This is a genomic window from Lentzea sp. (assembly GCF_035525475.1).
Taxonomy (GTDB): domain Bacteria; phylum Actinomycetota; class Actinomycetes; order Mycobacteriales; family Pseudonocardiaceae; genus Lentzea.
The window spans coordinates 1-16,015 of sequence record NZ_DATLEC010000234.1; the positions used below are offsets into that span (position 1 = coordinate 1).

General features: G+C 70.2%; 16 protein-coding genes. 7 read left to right on the forward strand and 9 right to left on the reverse strand.

Annotated elements, in window-relative coordinates:
* Positions 1–1,020, reverse strand: a 1,020-nt coding sequence (gene hppD / locus VM306_RS35240) for a 4-hydroxyphenylpyruvate dioxygenase (RefSeq protein ID WP_325522708.1), incomplete at its 3' end; no start/stop codon positions are given.
* 113 nt (positions 1,021–1,133) lie between these two features.
* Here hppD and VM306_RS35245 point away from each other — a divergent pair.
* Entirely contained in the window at positions 1,134–1,604 is a 471-nt protein-coding gene (locus tag VM306_RS35245) for an Lrp/AsnC family transcriptional regulator (protein WP_325522710.1), read from the forward strand.
* 25 nt (positions 1,605–1,629) lie between these two features.
* Here the strand turns inward: VM306_RS35245 and greA are convergent, their stop codons facing one another.
* Both greA and VM306_RS35255 read right to left on the reverse strand, forming a co-directional pair.
* Positions 1,630–2,124 carry a transcription elongation factor GreA gene (gene greA, locus VM306_RS35250; protein WP_325522712.1) on the reverse strand — a complete coding sequence of 165 codons (495 nt, stop codon included), beginning with the start codon at positions 2,122–2,124 and terminating at the stop codon, positions 1,630–1,632.
* Positions 2,125–2,311: 187 nt separating this feature from the next.
* Positions 2,312–2,734, reverse strand: a complete 423-nt coding sequence (locus VM306_RS35255; protein WP_325522714.1) for a DUF4307 domain-containing protein — start codon at positions 2,732–2,734, stop codon at positions 2,312–2,314.
* A gap of 94 nt (positions 2,735–2,828) precedes the next feature.
* Between VM306_RS35255 and mca the strand changes: the two genes are divergently transcribed.
* Positions 2,829–3,698: a mycothiol conjugate amidase Mca gene (gene mca / locus VM306_RS35260; RefSeq protein WP_325522716.1), complete on the forward strand. Its 870-nt coding sequence runs from the start codon at positions 2,829–2,831 to the stop codon at positions 3,696–3,698.
* 35 nt (positions 3,699–3,733) lie between these two features.
* On the forward strand, positions 3,734–3,967 hold the full coding sequence (locus tag VM306_RS35265; RefSeq protein ID WP_325522791.1) for a hypothetical protein: 234 nt from the start codon (positions 3,734–3,736) through the stop codon (positions 3,965–3,967).
* Here the strand turns inward: VM306_RS35265 and VM306_RS35270 are convergent.
* Genes VM306_RS35270 through VM306_RS35285 form a run of 4 tightly spaced genes read right to left on the reverse strand, consistent with a single transcriptional unit; the run spans position 3,964 to position 9,135 of the window.
* The gene (locus tag VM306_RS35270) at positions 3,964–4,722 is read right to left on the reverse strand and encodes a nucleotidyltransferase domain-containing protein (RefSeq protein WP_325522718.1); all 759 of its coding nucleotides are present in this window, start codon (positions 4,720–4,722) and stop codon (positions 3,964–3,966) included. The two genes, VM306_RS35265 and VM306_RS35270, sit on opposite strands and share 4 nt — an antisense overlap.
* On the reverse strand, positions 4,719–5,333 hold the full coding sequence (locus VM306_RS35275) for a nucleotidyltransferase domain-containing protein (protein ID WP_325522720.1): 615 nt from the start codon (positions 5,331–5,333) through the stop codon (positions 4,719–4,721). The genes VM306_RS35270 and VM306_RS35275 overlap by 4 nt, the downstream gene beginning before the upstream one ends.
* Positions 5,330–7,798 carry a polynucleotide kinase-phosphatase gene (locus VM306_RS35280; protein WP_325522722.1) on the reverse strand — a complete coding sequence of 823 codons (2,469 nt, stop codon included), beginning with the start codon at positions 7,796–7,798 and terminating at the stop codon, positions 5,330–5,332. Before VM306_RS35280 ends, VM306_RS35275 begins: the two co-directional genes overlap by 4 nt.
* Positions 7,798–9,135: a 3' terminal RNA ribose 2'-O-methyltransferase Hen1 gene (locus VM306_RS35285; protein ID WP_325522724.1), complete on the reverse strand. Its 1,338-nt coding sequence runs from the start codon at positions 9,133–9,135 to the stop codon at positions 7,798–7,800. The genes VM306_RS35280 and VM306_RS35285 overlap by 1 nt, the downstream gene beginning before the upstream one ends.
* 55 nt (positions 9,136–9,190) lie before the next feature.
* On the opposite strand from VM306_RS35285, the gene VM306_RS35290 reads away from it, so the two are divergent.
* Together VM306_RS35290 and VM306_RS35295 are read left to right on the forward strand one after the other, a co-directional pair.
* Positions 9,191–11,167: a thioredoxin domain-containing protein gene (locus tag VM306_RS35290; protein ID WP_325522726.1), complete on the forward strand. Its 1,977-nt coding sequence runs from the start codon at positions 9,191–9,193 to the stop codon at positions 11,165–11,167.
* Between the two features lie 56 nt (positions 11,168–11,223).
* Positions 11,224–11,778 (forward strand): hypothetical protein, encoded by a 555-nt coding sequence (locus VM306_RS35295; RefSeq protein WP_325522728.1) that lies wholly within the window; start codon positions 11,224–11,226, stop codon positions 11,776–11,778.
* Here the strand turns inward: VM306_RS35295 and VM306_RS35300 are convergent.
* Positions 11,771–12,646, reverse strand: coding sequence for a DMT family transporter (locus VM306_RS35300; RefSeq protein ID WP_325522730.1), 876 nt, complete (start codon positions 12,644–12,646; stop codon positions 11,771–11,773). The two genes, VM306_RS35295 and VM306_RS35300, sit on opposite strands and share 8 nt — an antisense overlap.
* A gap of 47 nt (positions 12,647–12,693) precedes the next feature.
* Here VM306_RS35300 and VM306_RS35305 point away from each other — a divergent pair, with 47 nt between their 5' ends.
* Positions 12,694–14,040: a PLP-dependent aminotransferase family protein gene (locus VM306_RS35305; RefSeq protein WP_325522732.1), complete on the forward strand. Its 1,347-nt coding sequence runs from the start codon at positions 12,694–12,696 to the stop codon at positions 14,038–14,040.
* A gap of 60 nt (positions 14,041–14,100) precedes the next feature.
* Here the strand turns inward: VM306_RS35305 and VM306_RS35310 are convergent, their stop codons facing one another.
* Complete coding sequence (locus VM306_RS35310; protein WP_325522734.1) at positions 14,101–14,226, reverse strand: hypothetical protein; 126 nt, start codon at positions 14,224–14,226, stop codon at positions 14,101–14,103.
* Positions 14,227–14,314: 88 nt separating this feature from the next.
* On the opposite strand from VM306_RS35310, the gene VM306_RS35315 reads away from it, so the two are divergent.
* The gene (locus tag VM306_RS35315; protein WP_325522736.1) at positions 14,315–15,844 is read left to right on the forward strand and encodes an ATP-dependent DNA ligase; all 1,530 of its coding nucleotides are present in this window, start codon (positions 14,315–14,317) and stop codon (positions 15,842–15,844) included.
* Positions 15,845–16,015: the final 171 nt, after the last annotated feature.

Here is a 16,015-nt window from a genome sequence, read left to right on the forward strand (position 1 = left end):
GCCTTCGTCGTCCCGGTCGATCAGAATGCCGAGCTCCTGCAGCGGCGCCAGATCCTCGTCGATCTTGCCGACCCGATCGAGGACGGTCTCGTAATAGGTCGCGGGCACGCGCAGAAACTCGACGCCGCGGTCGCGGAGCGCGGTGACGGTCTCGACGATGTTGTTCGTCGCGATCGCGAGGTGCTGGACGCCCGGCCCGCGGTAGAACTCGAGGTACTCGTCGATCTGCGACTTCTTCTTGCCTGCCGCCGGCTCGTTGATCGGAAACTTGATCCGGTCGTTTCCGCTCGCGACGACCTTCGACATGAGCGACGTGTACTCGGTCGAGATGTCCTTGTCGTCGAACGAGATCAGATTCCGGACCCCCATCACATCCTCGTAGAACTTGACCCAGACGTTCATCTTGCCGAGCTCGACGTTGCCGACGCAGTGGTCGACGGCCTGGAACAGGCGCTTCGGCGCACCCTCCGGCCGCTTCACGGTGGAGGTGCGAGCGATGTAACCCGGCAGGTAGGGGCCGGTGTAGCGAGAGCGGTCCACGAGCGTGTGGCGGGTCTCGCCGTACGTCGCGATGGCCGCGAGACGGACCGTGCCGTGCTCGTCGGAGACGTCGTGCGGCTCTTCCAGCACGGTCGCGCCCTGCTTGCGGGCGTGCTCGATGCACTGGTCGACGTCGCCGACCTCCAGCGCCAGGTCGACGACGCCGTCGCCGTGGCGGCGGTGGTGGTCGAGGAGCTCGGAGCCGGGCGTGACGCCGCCGTGGATCACGAAGCGGGCCGAGCCCGACTTCAGCACGAACGACTTGTGGGTGCGCTGGCCGGTCTCGGGGCCCGCGTAGGCCACGAGCTCCATGCCGAACGCCACCTGGTAGAGCCACGCGGTCTGCGTGGCGTTGCCCGCGACGAACACCACGGCGTCCATGGCGCGCACGGGGAATGGGTCCTTGGTCGCGTCGTAGTCGACCAAGCCCACGAGCTGCCTGAGCTGGTCGTAGCTCACGTCGTCAAGCTGCTGCGTCATGCTCATCAGCATGAGTCGACCTAGCAGGGTGAGCAATAGTCGACGAAATTACTGCACGATTTGTACAGTGATCTGTGCCCAACGACCAGCAGAGTGAGCACTCTGACCAGCCCGTGGACGAACTCGACGCGAAGCTGTTGCTGCTCTTGACGGACGAGCCGCGCCTGGGCGTCCTCGAATGTTCCAGAAGACTCGGCGTCGCGCGCGGAACGGTGCAGGCCAGGCTGGACCGGCTCACGGACAAAGGTGTGCTCACCGGGTTCCCGCCGGCGCTCGACCTCGGCGCGATGGGCTACGGGCTGACGGCGTTCGCGGTCGTCGAGATCGCGCAGGGGCGGCGGGCCGAGGTGTGCGAGGGACTGGCCGCGATCAGCGAGGTGTGCGAGGTGCACGCGACGACGGGTCAGGGAGATCTCTTCGTGAGAATGGTCGCACGGTCGAACGCGGACCTGCAGCGCGTGGTCGACCACATCGTCGACGTCCCGCACGTGCGCCGGCTGTCGACCTCGATCGCGCTATCGACGCCGGTGCCCCCACGCGTGCGGCCTCTCCTGGAACGCGTGAAGGGGCGGTCACCGCGGTGACCGCCCCTTCGACAACGTCGTCGTGTTACCCGGCGTAGGGGACAGCCGAGATCAGCGTGACCTTCTGGAGCTTGCCGTTGGGCAGCTCGTACTGAACGGTCTCGCCGTCCTTCGCGCCGTTGAGCGCCTTGCCGAGCGGCGACAGCGGGGAGTAGACCTCCATCTCGCCGTGCGCGCCCTCTTCGCGGGTGGCGAGCAGGAAGGTCTCCGTCTCGTCGTCACCGTCGTAACGGATCGTGAGCACCGTGCCCGGCGCCGCGACACCCTTCGTGGTGGGGGCCTCGCCGACCTTGGCGGCCTGGAGCAGCTCGTGCAGCTGACGAATCCGCGCCTCCTGCTTACCCTGCTCCTCGCGGGCCGCGTGGTAGCCGCCGTTCTCGCGGAGGTCGCCCTCCTCGCGGCGGGCGTTGATCTCGGCAGCCATGACCGGGCGGTACGCGATGAGTTCGTCCAGCTCAGCCTTGAGCCGGTCGTAGGCCTCCTGGGTCAGCCAGGTCACCTGGGTGTCGCTCACGGTCACCAACTCCTCGTCTTGCTCTGGCGCACGCGTGTGCGCCAGATAGTTCCCGGGCCGTGGGCCCGGAACGGAAAAACACGGCCCGCGCCGGGGCCGTGCTTGAGCTGCAACAGTAACACGGAGACAACGCTCAGCGACGGCGATTTGTTCCCAATCCCGCCGTTCAAAACGCAGATCACCCGCTTGGCCGCTAGCTCGTGGACAAGTAGGGGGGAACCTGGTAGGAGCACCCGAAGACCTCGCCGGTGACCGGCGGCTTCGAGCTCCGGAGAACTGTTGTCTCGACGACGAGCGAATTTCCCGGTGGAACGAGAACTTCACGTCGGCCCGCTTCGTCCCCGTCCTCGGACCGGGCCCGAATGATGCAGACCGCCGCACGCTCCGGTTGATCTCGGGAAACCTCGAAACTGACCTCTACGCGGTCGTCGCCGAGGATGGTGAACGCCGTCTGCTTCGCCTCGATCGGCTTTGTGCCGAGATTTCGGTAACCGACGAAGGCGACCAGGGCACCGACCGCGATGGCTACAGCGAGTAACGCCCACCGGGCCCACTTGGCGAGCGGCTTGCCGCCCTGCCTGCTGTACCGCCCCGCCGGGAGCGCGCGTTGTGCCACTTCCCGCGCCCTCCTCAGTCTCTGGGGAACAATGGTGGCCGACGTTCAGTTGTTGAGTGTCGCAGGACCGCTCACACAGGAGGACCACGGGGGTATGGCCGACAAGCTGCGCCTTATGGCAGTGCACGCACATCCCGACGACGAGTCGAGCAAGGGCGCGGCCACGATGGCCCGCTACATCGCGGAAGGTCACGACGTGATGGTCGTGACCTGCACCGACGGTGGTGCGGGCAGCATTCTCAACCCGGCGATGGACAAGCCGGACGTGCTCGAGAACATCATCGAGGTCCGCCGCGAGGAGATGGCCGCCGCGGCCAAGATCCTCGGCATCCAGCACCGCTGGCTGGGGTTCAAGGACTCCGGCCTGCCGGAGGGCGACCCGCTGCCTCCGCTGCCCGAGGGGTGCTTCGCCCTCGTGCCGCTGGAGGAGTCGGTGCCGTCGCTGGTGGAGGCGATCCGCGACTTCCGCCCGCACGTCGTCGTCACCTACGACGAGAACGGCGGCTACCCGCACCCGGACCACATCCGCACGCACGAGGTCTCGATGGCAGCTCTGGACGCCGCCGCGGACCCCGGGTACCAGCCCGAGCTGGGCGAGGCGTGGGAGCCGCGGAAGGTCTACTACGGGCACGGGTTCTCGCGCGCGAAGATCCTGGCCTTCCACGAGGCGATGGAGGCTCGTGGCATCGAGTCGCCGTACACCGAGTGGCTCGCGAACTGGAGCGCCGACCGTCCCGACGTCATGGACCGCGTGACCACCAGGGTCGAGTGCGCGGACTACTTCGACGTGCGTGACGAGGCGCTGAAGGCGCACGCCACCCAGATCGACCCGACCAGCCGCTGGTTCGCCATCCCGATGGAGATGCAGCGGGAGATCTGGCCGACCGAGGAGTACGAGCTGGTGCGCTCGCAGGTGGACTCGACGCTGCCGGAGAACGACCTGTTCGCCGGAGTTAAGGTCTAGGGGTGCTTTCCCCTGAATTCGACCTCGGCAGCACGGTGGCGTTCGTCGCCGTGCAGCCGTCGAACACGAACGACGACAAGGGCGGCCAGGGTGAGGACTTCGGCAAGTCCTCCCCGGTCGGCCTCGTCCTGCTGATCGTCTTCTTCATCGCCGTCTTCTTCCTCGTGAAGTCGATGAACAAGCACATCAAGGGCTTGCCGGCGTCGTTCGACGAGCCGGCCGCGGAGGAGAAGCCCTCCGGGGCCGCCTCGGAGACCAAGAAGGACTAGCTCAGCCGGGTAGCGACGACGAAGTCGTGGACCGCCTCGAACGCGGGCGGGTCCACGGGCAGGTCGCTCGCCTCCCGTGCCTTCGCGAGCTGCTCGTGCCAGTGCGCGAGGTCCGCTTCCAGCCGTTCGGGCGCGGGCCGGTCGGGCAGGCCTGCCAGCCCGCGGTGCTCGCCGAGGGCCTTGGCCTCGATGAGCGACGGCAGGTAGTCCGGTCCGTCGAGCTTCTCCAGCAACGTCGGCAGGTGCGCGTTCACCTCGCCGGTGCGCAGCAGGTGCACGCCGGTGAGCAACGCACGGAACGTGTAGAGCAGCGGCTTGATCTCGCCGGTCTTCTCGAACAGCCGCCACTGCGTCGCCGCGAACCCGCGGTAGTGGTGCCCGTGCCGTGAGGTGAGACACCCGGCGGCGAGGTCCACCAACTGCCGGTGCGCGTCCGTGCTGTGCACGACCAGCGGCGAGAGCAGCTGCTCCAGCACGTAGCCGTTGGGGCGGGTCAGCAGCCTGCAGAACTTCTGCACGTCGTGGGTGACGAGGTCGATCTCGACCCCGTCCCGCACCCACATCCGCTCCTTCGTCTCCGGTCCGCTGCGCAGGCCCAGGACCTCGGCGAGCGGCAGGACGTGCACGCCGCGCAGGTCCACGTCCGAGTCGCGGGACGGGAACCCGTACAGGTGCGCGCCGGACACGGTCGCGAACAGCAGGCCATGGGACTGCTCGGCCACGACCTCGCTCAGGTCGGGCACCTCGTAACTCACAACGACCTCCTGCGCACGGAAACCAGCCAGTCCTCGACGCGTGCCCGGTCCGGTTCCTCCGGCAACGGGCCCTCCGCGGTGGCAATCTCATCACCGAGCCGGTGCGCCCACGCCACCGCGTCGTCCCACGGCATCGACCCGTCGCGGATCTTCAGCAGCGTCCGGTCGGCGGCGATGTCGTAGCGGCCGGTCCGCAGCAGGGTCAGGCCCACCAGCCGGAGCCGCACGACGTGCATGAGCTGCTTCGGCTTGAGGTTGCGGCCGGCGCGCGACAGCTGCGTCTCCGTCGCGCGCGTGAACGCCCGCACCGCGTACCGGGAGAGGAACGCGGGCAGCAGGTCCCGCAGCTCCTCTCCCAGCGGCGTGCTGATCTCGACCAGCGGGCTCACCAGCGTCTCCAGCACGGTCGGGTTCGACTTCAGGCCGAGCCCGCAGAAGTGCTCGACCTCCCAGCTCAGCCGCTCCGGCTCCGGCCCCTCGATGCTCGTCGGGGGCTTCTCCAGGCGCCAGAACGCCTCCGTGGGCGCGACGAACACACCGCGTCTGTCCACGTCGGACTCCGCGCTCGCGAGCCCGTAGGCGTGCGAGCCGATGATCACTTCAAGAATCACAGCCTGGGGTCCACCGGTTCCGATTCCAACGCCAGCACACCGAAAACGCATTCGTGGACGCGCCACAGCGGCTCGCCGCGCGCGACGCGTTCCAGTGCCTCGATGCCCAACGCGTACTCGCGCAGGGCAAGTCCGCGCTTGCGGCCGAGACTGCGCTTGCGCAGCCGCGAGAGGTTCTCCGGTTGCGTGTAGTCCGGGCCGTAGATGATCCGCAGGTACTCGCGCCCGCGGACCTTCACGCCCGGCTGCACCCGTCCGCCGAGGTTCGCCAGCGGCTTGACGACCATTCCCTCGCCGCCGTCCGCCGTCAGCCCCTCCCACCACTTCACGCCTGCCGCGACCTGCTCGGGATCACCGACGTCGACCACGAGGTGCCGGGTCTGCTGGAACAACGGCCCTTCCAGCTTCGCCAGCGTCTCCAGGTGCCACAGGTGCGACCGGTCGTGGAACGTCCGCCCCTCGGCCGCCAGCAGCTGGAACGGCGCGATCCGCACGCCCTCCAGCCCGTCGGTCGGCCAGCAGTACCGCTCGTAGGCCGCGCTGTACGCCGAAGCGTTCGCGGCGCGCTGGGACGTGCGGGCCAGCAGGTCCGCGACGTCGACACCGCGGGCGGCCGCAGTCCCCAGCGCCTCGACCGCGACCGGCAGCGCGCCGTTCGCCGCCGCGCCGACCGCCGCGTACTGCTCGCGGATCAGCCCGGACGCCTTGGCGTTCCACGGCATCAGCTCCGCGTCGATGAGCAGCCAGTCCGTGGAGAGCTCCTCGAACAGTCCGGTGCACGCCGAACGCACGCGATCCAGCAACGCGTCACCCAGCGCGCCGCCGAAGAACGCGCGCCCGGTGCGCGTGTAGATCGCGCCACCTTCCTCGCGCACCAGCAACACCGCACGCGAGCCCATGTGCTTCTCCTCGCAGATCACCTGCGAGACCCCGGCCGCCCGGTACTCGGCGAAGGCGTCCTCCGGGTGCTCCAGCACGTCGTCGCGCTGCGAGGTCGCCGTCGGCGCCATCGTCGGCGGCAGGTACAGCAGGTCGTGCGGGTCGATCGCGAACCGGCTCATGACCTCCAGCGCCGAAGCCGACTGCTCGGCGCGGATCGTCACGGCGCCCATCACCGACGTCTCGATCCGGCGCAGGCCCGTGACGTCGGTCAGCGCCAGCACGTCCGGTGCGCGCTCGACGGCCCCGGGAGGGAACGGCGAGCTGTTCTCGTACCAGGTCTGGTGCGCCTTCACGGACACGATCTCGCGCGACGGGTAGCGCAGCGCGGTCAGCTTCCCGCCGAACACCACACCCGTCTCGAGGCACATGGTGTTGTTGACCCACTCCGCCTCGGGCACCAGGACGTGGCCGTACAGCACCATCGCGGCGCCGCGGTAGTCGTTCGCCCACGGCAGGCGCACCGGCAGTCCGAATTCGTCGGTCTCGCCGGTCGTGTCGCCGTACAGCGCGAAGCTGCGCACCTTCGCCGACGCACGGCCGTGGTAGCGCTCGGGCAGACCGGCGTGCGCGACGACGAGGTTGCCGCCGTCGAGGACGTAGTGCGCGACCAGGCCGTCGCAGAACCTCGTGGCGGCCAGGCGGAACTCCTCGGACTCGTGCGCGAGCTGCTCCAGCGACTTCTCCAGCCCGTGCCGGACCGTCACCTTGTGGCCGCGCAACGCCCGGACCAGCTTCTCCTCGTGGTTTCCGCGCACGCTCAGTGCGTGGCCGTTGCCGACCATGCCCATCACGAGCCGCAGCACGCCGGGCGTGTCCGGTCCGCGGTCCACGAGGTCACCGACGAAGACGGCCTTGCGGTCCTCCGGCGGCACGGCGTCGACGGGGCGGCCCTCGTCGTCGCGGACCAGGGTGTAGCCGAGCTCGGTGAGCAGCTCCTCCAGCTCCGCGCGGCAGCCGTGCACGTCGCCGATCACGTCGAACGGGCCGGTCTCGTGCCTCAGGTCGTTGAGCAGCTTCTCGTAGACGATGGTGGCACTGTCCACCTCGGACTCGGAGCGCAGCACGTGGACGCGCTTGAAGCCCTCCTTGCCGAGGTACTTCAACGACCGCCGCAACGCGGCCCGGTGCCGCTTCACGACGTGCGCGCCGAAGTCGCGGTCGGGACGTGTCGCGTTGCGCCGCAGACACACCTCGGTCGGGGTGTCGAGCACGATCGCGACCGGCAGCACGTTGGCCTTCCTCGCGACCTCGACCAGCCTCGCCCGGTCGGGAGCCTGCACGTTGGTCGCGTCGATCACGGTGACGCGGCCGGCCTCCAGCCGCTTGCTCGCCACGTAGTGCAGCACGTCGAACGCCGCCGCGGACGCCGACTGGTCGTTCTCGTCGTCGGACACGAGCCCGCGGAAGTAGTCGCTCGACAGCACCTGGGTGGGGAGGAAGTGCCTGCGCGCGAACGTGGACTTGCCCGAACCGGAGGCGCCGACGAGCACCACCAGACACAGGTCGGGGATCTTCAGTTCCATCAGTTCACGTCCTTCGAGCTGAAAACGGCCATCTGGGTCGGAGCGCCGCGTTCGGCGTCCTCCGGCCCGATCGGCACGTAACGCACTGCGTAGCCACGGCGTGCGGCCACGCCGCCGGCCCATTCCGCGAACTCTGCCCGAGTCCATTCGAAACGGTGGTCGGAATGCCTCATCTGGCCCTCCGGCAACGTCTCGAAGAGCGGGTTGTACTCCACGTTCGGCGTGGTCACCAGCACCGTGCGCGGCCTCGCGACCGCGAACACCGAGTGCTCCAGCGCGGGCAGGCGCGACGGGTCGACGTGCTCGACGACCTCCATCAGCACCGCCGCGTCGTACCCCGCGAGCGCGCTGTCGGCGTACGTCAAAGCCGACTGCCGCAACGTGATCCGCTCGCGCTGCCGCTCGCCCATGCGGTCGAGGTGCAGCTTGCGCGCGGCCTCCTGCAACGCCTTCGCGGACACGTCGACACCGTGGATCTCGGTGAACCCGGGTTCGTTCACGAGCACGCGCAGCAGCGCCCCGCCGCCGCAGCCGAGGTCGAGCACGCGCTTGGCCCGTGCGTCCTTCAACGCCTGGACCACGGCCTCCTTGCGCTGTGCGGCAAGGGAGATCTTCGGTTCGGTCAGCGCGTTGTCGAGCTCCTCCGGCTCGACCTCGTCGACGTCCGCGAGGCGCTCCAGGGCCGAGGTGATCAGCGGGCGCCTGCGGGCGAGGTACCTGGTGGTGATCAGCTCCTTGTCCGGGTGCGCCGCCAGCCAGCCGTCACCGGCCTTGAGCAGCTTGTCGACCTCGTCGGCCGCGACCCAGTAGTGCTTGCCGCCGTCGAGGACGGGCAGCAGCACGTACAGGTGCTTCAGCGCGTCGCTGACCCTGAGCGTGCCGGTCAGCGTCACGTCGCCGTAGCGCGAGTCGCCGTGACCGGTCGTCTCGACGGTCCAGCCGAGGGGCGTGAACAGCCGTTCCGCGAGCCGGTGCGGCAGCGCGGGAATGCGGATGACCAGCGGGATCGGCGTCCGGGCGAGCTCGGGGAAGCTGTCGCTGCGGCCGTTCATGGCCGTGCGGAAGACGGTGCCGAGCGCGACCGTGAGCAACGACCCCGCCGCGTACGGCCGGTCGTTGACGTATTGGGTGAGCGTGCTGCCGGGACCTCGCACCAGCGCGATGGGGTCGACCTCCAGCAGGAGTGCGACCGTGCATTCGTCGTGCGTCGCCTTGGGGTAGAAGACGTGCGCGACACCCGAGCTCGTCGTGAAGGACTGGGCCCGGTCAGGGTGCTTGTGCAGCAGGTGACCGAGATCGGTCGCCGGCTGGTGGGTGGTGGTCATGGTGAGCAGCACGCGCACGAGTCTGATCGAGAGTCGCTGTCCGCGCTGCCCATTTAGTGTGGATGGCATGGCGAACCGACTCGCGGACGCGACCAGCCCGTACCTGCTGCAGCACGCTGAGAACCCGGTCGACTGGTGGCCGTGGGGCGAGGAGGCGTTCGCGGAGGCACGACGGCGCAACGTCCCGGTGATGCTGTCCGTCGGGTACGCGGCCTGCCACTGGTGCCACGTGATGGCGCACGAGTCGTTCGAGGACCCCGACGTCGCCGCGTACCTGAACGAGCACTTCGTGTCGGTGAAGGTGGACCGCGAGGAACGTCCCGACGTGGACGCCGTGTACATGGAGGTCACGCAGGCCATGACCGGCCACGGCGGGTGGCCGATGACGGTGTTCCTGACGCCGGACGCGCGTCCGTTCCACGCGGGCACCTACTACCCGCCGTCGCCACGACCGGGCATGCCGTCGTTCAGGCAGCTCGTCGAGGCCGTGTCGGCCACGTGGACCTCGCGCCCGGACGAGATCCTGCAGTCGGCCTCCGCCGTGGTCGACGAGATGTCCCGGCACGCCGCGCCGCTTCCCCCATCCACTGTGGACTCGGACGCGCTGGCGGGCGCGGTCGTGTCGTTGCTGGGCGAGTTCGACCGGCGCAACGGCGGCTTCGGTGGCGCGCCGAAGTTCCCGCCGTCGATGGTCGTGGAGTTCCTGCTGCGCCACCACGAGCGCACCGGCTCGGTCGAGGCGATCTCGATGGCGACCGCGACGGCCGACGCGATGGCGAACGGCGGCATGTACGACCAGCTCGGCGGCGGCTTCGCGCGGTACAGCGTCGACGCGTCGTGGGTCGTGCCGCACTTCGAGAAGATGTTGTACGACAACGCGTTGCTGCTCCGCTTCTACACGCACCTGACGCGGGTCACCGGTTCGGAACGCTACGCGCGCGTCGCCCGTGACACCGCGTCGTTCCTCCTGCGGGACCTGCGCACCGGTGAAGGCGGCTTCGCGGCTTCGCTGGACGCGGACACCGATGGCGTCGAGGGCCTGACCTACGTGTGGTCCTCCGAGGAGCTGGGGGACGCGGCGGCGGCCTTCGGCGTCACCGAGGAACCGAACTTCGAGGACGGCAAGTCGACGCTGCGGTTCGTGTCGGAGCCGGGGGAGGACGTGCGGGCCTCGTTGCTGGCCCGGCGGTCCGCACGGCCCCAGCCCGGTCGTGACGACAAGGTGGTCGCGGCCTGGAACGGCATGGCGATCGCGGCGCTGGCCGAGGCGGGAGCGTTCTTCGGGGAGCCCTCGTGGATCGCGGCGGCCTCGGAGGCGGCGTCGTTGCTGGCCTCCGTGCACCTCGTCGAGGGCCGGCTGCTGCGGACCTCGCGGGACGGCGTGGCCGGGCAGTCCTTCGGCGTGCTGGAGGACTACGGCTGCCTCGCCGACGGCCTGCTTGCGTTGCACCAGGTCACGGGGTCGATCCGGTGGCTCGACCTGGCGTGCGGGCTGCTGGACACGGCTCTCGCGCGGTTCGCCGTTCCGGACTCGCCGGGCGCCTACTACGACACCGCCGACGACGCCGAGGCATTGGTGCGCCGTCCCGCCGACTCGACCGACAACGCGTCGCCGTCCGGCGCGTCCTCGCTGGCTTCGGCGTTGGTGACGGCGTCGCTGCTGTCCGGCGCCGACCGCTCTTCGCGTTACCTGGAGGCGGCTTCGGCGGCCGTGACGCGCGCTGGACTGCTGGCCGCGCGTGCGCCGCGGTTCGCCGGCCACTGGCTGACCGTCGCCGAGACGGTGGTCGCCGGGCCGCTGCAGGTGGCCGTCGTGGGTGCGGCCGACGACCCGCGCCGTGAGTCGCTGTGGGCGGCGGCGGTCGCCCATGTGCCCGGAGGCGGCGTCGTCGTGGCCGGAGAACCGTCGTCCGTGCCGTTGCTGGAAGACCGTCCGTTGCTCGACGAGGCCCCTGCCGCGTACGTGTGCCGCGGTTATGTGTGCGACATGCCGGTGGCCTCGGTGGATGCGCTGGTCACTTCACTGACGGCGAACACCCTCTGACTGATTGCAGGCGTAACGTCGGTAACGACGTAATCATGTAATCAGGGGTGGTTGAAATGGGACGTGGATGGCGAGGACGAGGCGGGTGGCAGCAGGCTGACCTGCCCTCCGCCGACGACGCGGCGGCGTGGTTCGCGGGCAGGCTGCCCGACGCCTGGTTCACGGGCGCGCCCGAGGTGGTCGTCGACCGCGAGGAGATCACGGTCGTCGGCACGCTGGCCGACCTGGAGGGCGAGTTCGACGACGCGTCGCGGGCGGCTGCCGAGTCGGGCCGCATCGCCCGCTGGCGCGAGGAGACGCGGGACGAGCGCATCGAGATCGCCCGGCAGGCGGAGCACCGCTACGGCCGCAAGGTGGCCTGGGGCGCCGTCCAGGGAGGCACGCGTGAGCTGTTCACGCACCTGGCCGTCCCGGTGATGACGCGCCTGCGCCAGCCGGAACGCCAGGTGCTCGACACCCTGGTCGCCGCCGGCGTGGCCCGCTCACGTGCCGACGCGCTGGCGTGGGCCGTGCGGCTGGTCGGCCAGCACGCCGACTCGTGGCTCGATGAGCTGCGGGACGCGATGTCCCGCGTGGACGACCTGCGTTCGCAAGGGCCCGACCTCACGTGACGCTGGGAGCCGCCCGTTCGACTGCGAGGTCGGCGGGCGGCTCTTGTGCCGTCTGAGGCCCGCGAAGACCGATGACGCACCCGAGTGCGACCGTGATGGCGCCGAGGGCGGACACGAGCGTGAGTTGCTGTGCGCCCAGCAACACGGACGCCACCAGACCGGACACCGGCATCAGGCCGATGAGCACCCCGGCGCGGCCGGAGCCCAACCGGTTGACGGCGAAGTACCAGAGCCCGAAGGCCAGAGCGGTCACGACGGTCGCCAGCAGCACGAGTGCGAACGTCTGCCGTGCGTCCGGCACCTGCCAACCGCCGACGAACGTGCCGAGAACCGCGCCGATCACCGTGGCGAACAGGCAGGTCCAGGTGGCCACGCCCAGCACGCCGAGCCTGCCCACGACTCCGACGGAGAACAGCGTGAAGCAGACTTCGCCGACCAACGTGAGCAGCGCGAGCACGAGGCCGGGGCCGTGCCACGAACCGCCGCCGGACAACAGCACGATGCCTGCCGCCACCACCACGGCGCCTACAACGGCCGAGGTGGTGCGCTTGCGTGAGAGCAACGCCAGCGCGATAGGGGCGCCGCCCATCACGGCGGCCACGAAGCCTGGTTCCGCGTACTGCTGTGCGGCGAGCAATAGGGCGTTGAAGCCGAGCATCCCCGACACCACCACGCCCAGCAACGGCGGGATGTCACGCCACGACGGCATGGGTAACCGACGTGCGACCAGCAGCAACACGGCCGCACCCAGTGCGTAGCGCATGGCCTGACCGGTCAGGACCGGATAGCCCTCCAGCATGCCCGTGATCGGCACAGACGCGCCGACGATCGTTGCCGCTATCGCTCCCGCGGCCACCCCGATTTTCATGGTTCAGAGCCTTGCGTTCGACTGGTCCAGGTTTAAGCTCCACTTCAATGGCCACGAACTGGACCACTTTTCGCGAACTGCTGTTGCCGGGGCACCAGCGGCGGCGCGGGGTGGAGGCCGAGCTGCGCCGTGCGATCCGCGACGGGCGGCTCGTGCCGGGCACGCGGCTGCCGTCGAGCCGGGACCTCGCGGCGCAGCTCGGGGTGGCACGCGGGACCGTGACGTCGGCGTACACGCAGCTCGTGGCGGAGGGCTACCTCACCACCAGGCGCGGTTCGGGGACGACGGTCGCGAGCCTCGGACCGGCCGGCGCGTCCGGTGTGCCGGAGCCGCCGCAGCGGTGGCGCTACAACCTGCGGCCTGGGCTGCCCGCACTGGGCGCTTTTCCACGTGCCGAATGGGTTGCCGCCCATCGGGCAGCCCTCGCCGAGCTTCCCGACGACGACCTCGCCTACCCCGACCCGGCCGGGTTCCTGGGGCTGCGCAAGGAGATCGTCGACTACCTGGCCCGTGTGCGAGCGGTCGTCGCGAAGGACGCGGTGATCACCAACGGCGCGGCGGACGGCTTGCAGCTCACCGCACGGCTCCTGAGCGGCAGCATCGCGATCGAGCAGCCCAGTCACGTCGGCGCCGAGGACATGCTGCGGTCGCACGGGCTGGAGACCGTGCCGATTCCGGTGGACGACAAGGGGATCCGGGTCGATCTTCTGTCCAAAACGGACTGCCGCGCCGTGCTGGTGACCGCCGCGCACCAGTTCCCGCTCGGCGTGGTGCTGCACCCGGAACGGCGTCGCGCGCTCGTGGAGTGGGCGCGCGAGCGGGACGCGTTGATCATCGAGGACGACTACGACGCCGAACACCGGTACGACAGGCCGGCGCTGGGGGCGTTGCAGGCGCTGGCGCCCGAGCACGTGGTGTACCAGGGGACGACGAGCAAGGTGCTCTCGCCCGCGTTGCGCCTCGGATGGCTCGTGGTGCCGGAACGGCTGCGCGAGGGCATCGTGGAACGCAAGAAGTACAACGACATGGGCACCGGCACGATCCCGCAGGCCGCGCTCGCGCACCTGTTGCGGACAGGCGGCTATGACCGGCATCTGCGGCGTACGCGCGCGCTCTACCGGAAGAGGCGGGATGCGTTGCTGGAGGCCGTGGCGGAGCACCTGCCGGAATGGCAGCCCATCGGTGTCGCGGCCGGGCTGCACGTCGTGCTGCGCATGCCGGACGGGACGGACGACCTCGCGTTGAAGAGCAGGCTCGAGGAGCGCGGGGTGCACGTGTGGGCGTTGGCGCAGTACACGCGCACGCCGATGTGGCCCGGCTTGGCGCTGGGATACGCGTCCCTGTCGCCCGACCGCCTGCGGGAGGCCGTCAGGGAGATCGCGGACGCGGTCTAGTGGCCCAGAACGCCGCCGGGCGAATTCGCGGCCAGACGGGCGCCGTTCTGGGCCACGCGACTAGAGGATGTGCTCGCGCTTCGAGCTCGTGTCGCTGCTCAGGATGTGCTCGCGGTCGCCGGTGCCGGGACCCGCGAGGGCCGTGACGAGCGCAAGAGCGGCGGCGACGATCGTGAAAGCGCGCATGGCCGAAAACCCCCAGGTAGACCGGCTGGTCCGGTCAGCCTAGCCCGCGCCTCCAGAAATTGTCAGTGCGCGGGTGCACCATGGTCCTGTGCTCCTCTCCGAAGTAGTCGACACGTCGGCCGCCGTGGCGGCGACCCGGTCGCGCCTGGCCAAGGTCAAGGCGCTGTCGGCGTTGCTGCGCTCGGCGACGGCCGACGTCGTGGTCGCGGTGGTGTCGTTCCTGATCGGCACGCCGCGGCAGGGTCGCATCGGCGCGGGCTGGCGCACGGTCGTCGACCTCTCGGTGCCGCCGGCCGCCGCGGCCGACCTCACGATCGCCGAGGTCGACGCCGCGCTCGCCGAGGTGGCGGGGACGTCCGGCAAGGGCTCCGCGCAGCGCCGGACCGACCTGCTGACCGCGCTCTTCGCCCGTTCCACCGAGGCGGAGCAGGACTTCTTACGACGGCTGCTCACCGGCGAGCTGCGCCAGGGCGCGCTGGAGGGCGTGATGCTCGACGCCATCGCCTCGGCCGCGGACGTGCCGGGCGAGACGGTGCGGCGCGCCTTCATGCTGTCCGGCCGCTTGCCGGAGACGGCCGTGACGGCCCTGGAGGGCGGCTCCGAGGCCCTGGAGGCGTTCCGCCTGGAGGTCGGCCGCCCGCTGCGCCCGATGCTCGCCTCGCCCGCGGAGTCGCTGGACGATGCCTTGGGAGAGCTGGGCAGCTGCGTGGTGGAGCACAAGCTCGACGGCGCACGGATCCAGGTGCACCGCGCGGGCGACGAGATCCACATCTACACCCGCACGTTGCGCGAGATCACCAAGACCGTGCCCGAACTGGTCGAGCTGGTCCGCGGCCTGCCGTGCACGTCCGTGGTGCTCGACGGCGAGACCCTGGCCCTGACGGACGAGGGCAGACCCCGCCCGTTCCAGGAGACGATGAGCCGCTTCGGCGCGCAGGACGAACGCGAGCTGCTCCTGCACCCGTACTTCTTCGACTGCCTGCACCTCGACGGCGAGGACCTGCTCGACGCACCCCTGCGCGAACGCCTGGCGGCGTTGCAGCAGGCGGCGGGCGAGCACGTCATCCCCGGCGTGCTGGACCCGTCACCGGAGGAGGCCGCGGCAGTCGTCACGGCATCGCTGGCCGCGGGCCACGAGGGCGTGATGGTGAAGTCGCTGGCCTCGCCCTACGCAGCCGGCCGCAGAGGCCGCGCCTGGCAGAAGGTGAAGCCGGTGCACACCCTCGATCTGGTGGTGCTCGGCGTCGAGTGGGGCAGCGGCCGCCGCCGGGGCTGGCTGTCGAACCTGCACCTGGGAGCCCGCGACCCGGACGGCGGCCCGCCGGTGATGGTCGGCAAGACCTTCAAGGGCCTCACCGACGAACTGCTCAAGTGGCAGACCGAGGCCCTCCAGCAGATCGCCACCGACCGCAACGACTGGGTGGTGATGGTCCGCCCGGAACTGGTGATCGAGATCGAGCTGGACGGCGTGCAGGTCTCGCCGCGCTACCCCGGCGGCGTCGCACTGCGGTTCGCCCGCGTCGTGCGCTACCGCCCGGACAAGGACCCGTCGGAGGCGACGACGATCGAGGAGGTGAGGGCCCTCCTGCCCACGGCACAACCGAACCCGGAGGCCTGAGCCCGAAAGCCGCTGCCGTGCCGCCGGCTGCTGGGCTGCTGCCCGGCCGCTGGGCTGCTGGCCGCTGGACTGCTGACGCGCCGCTGACTGCTGGGCCGCTGACGCGCCGCCAGTCGCCGGACCGTTGGGGCCGCCGGGCGTTGACGGGCTGGCGGGGACGCTGGACGCGCC

Excerpts from the sequence above, each read along its gene's own strand:
- VM306_RS35305 (WP_325522732.1), top strand. The coding sequence starts at position 12,694 with ATGGCCACGAACTGGACCACTTTTCGCGAACTGCTGTTGCCGGGGCAC.
- VM306_RS35310 (WP_325522734.1), bottom strand. The coding sequence starts at position 14,226 with ATGCGCGCTTTCACGATCGTCGCCGCCGCTCTTGCGCTCGTCACGGCC.
- VM306_RS35290 (WP_325522726.1), top strand. The coding sequence starts at position 9,191 with ATGGCGAACCGACTCGCGGACGCGACCAGCCCGTACCTGCTGCAGCAC.
- VM306_RS35280 (WP_325522722.1), bottom strand. The coding sequence starts at position 7,798 with ATGGAACTGAAGATCCCCGACCTGTGTCTGGTGGTGCTCGTCGGCGCC.
- mca (WP_325522716.1), top strand. The coding sequence starts at position 2,829 with ATGGCCGACAAGCTGCGCCTTATGGCAGTGCACGCACATCCCGACGAC.
- VM306_RS35295 (WP_325522728.1), top strand. The coding sequence starts at position 11,224 with ATGGGACGTGGATGGCGAGGACGAGGCGGGTGGCAGCAGGCTGACCTG.
- VM306_RS35300 (WP_325522730.1), bottom strand. The coding sequence starts at position 12,646 with ATGAAAATCGGGGTGGCCGCGGGAGCGATAGCGGCAACGATCGTCGGC.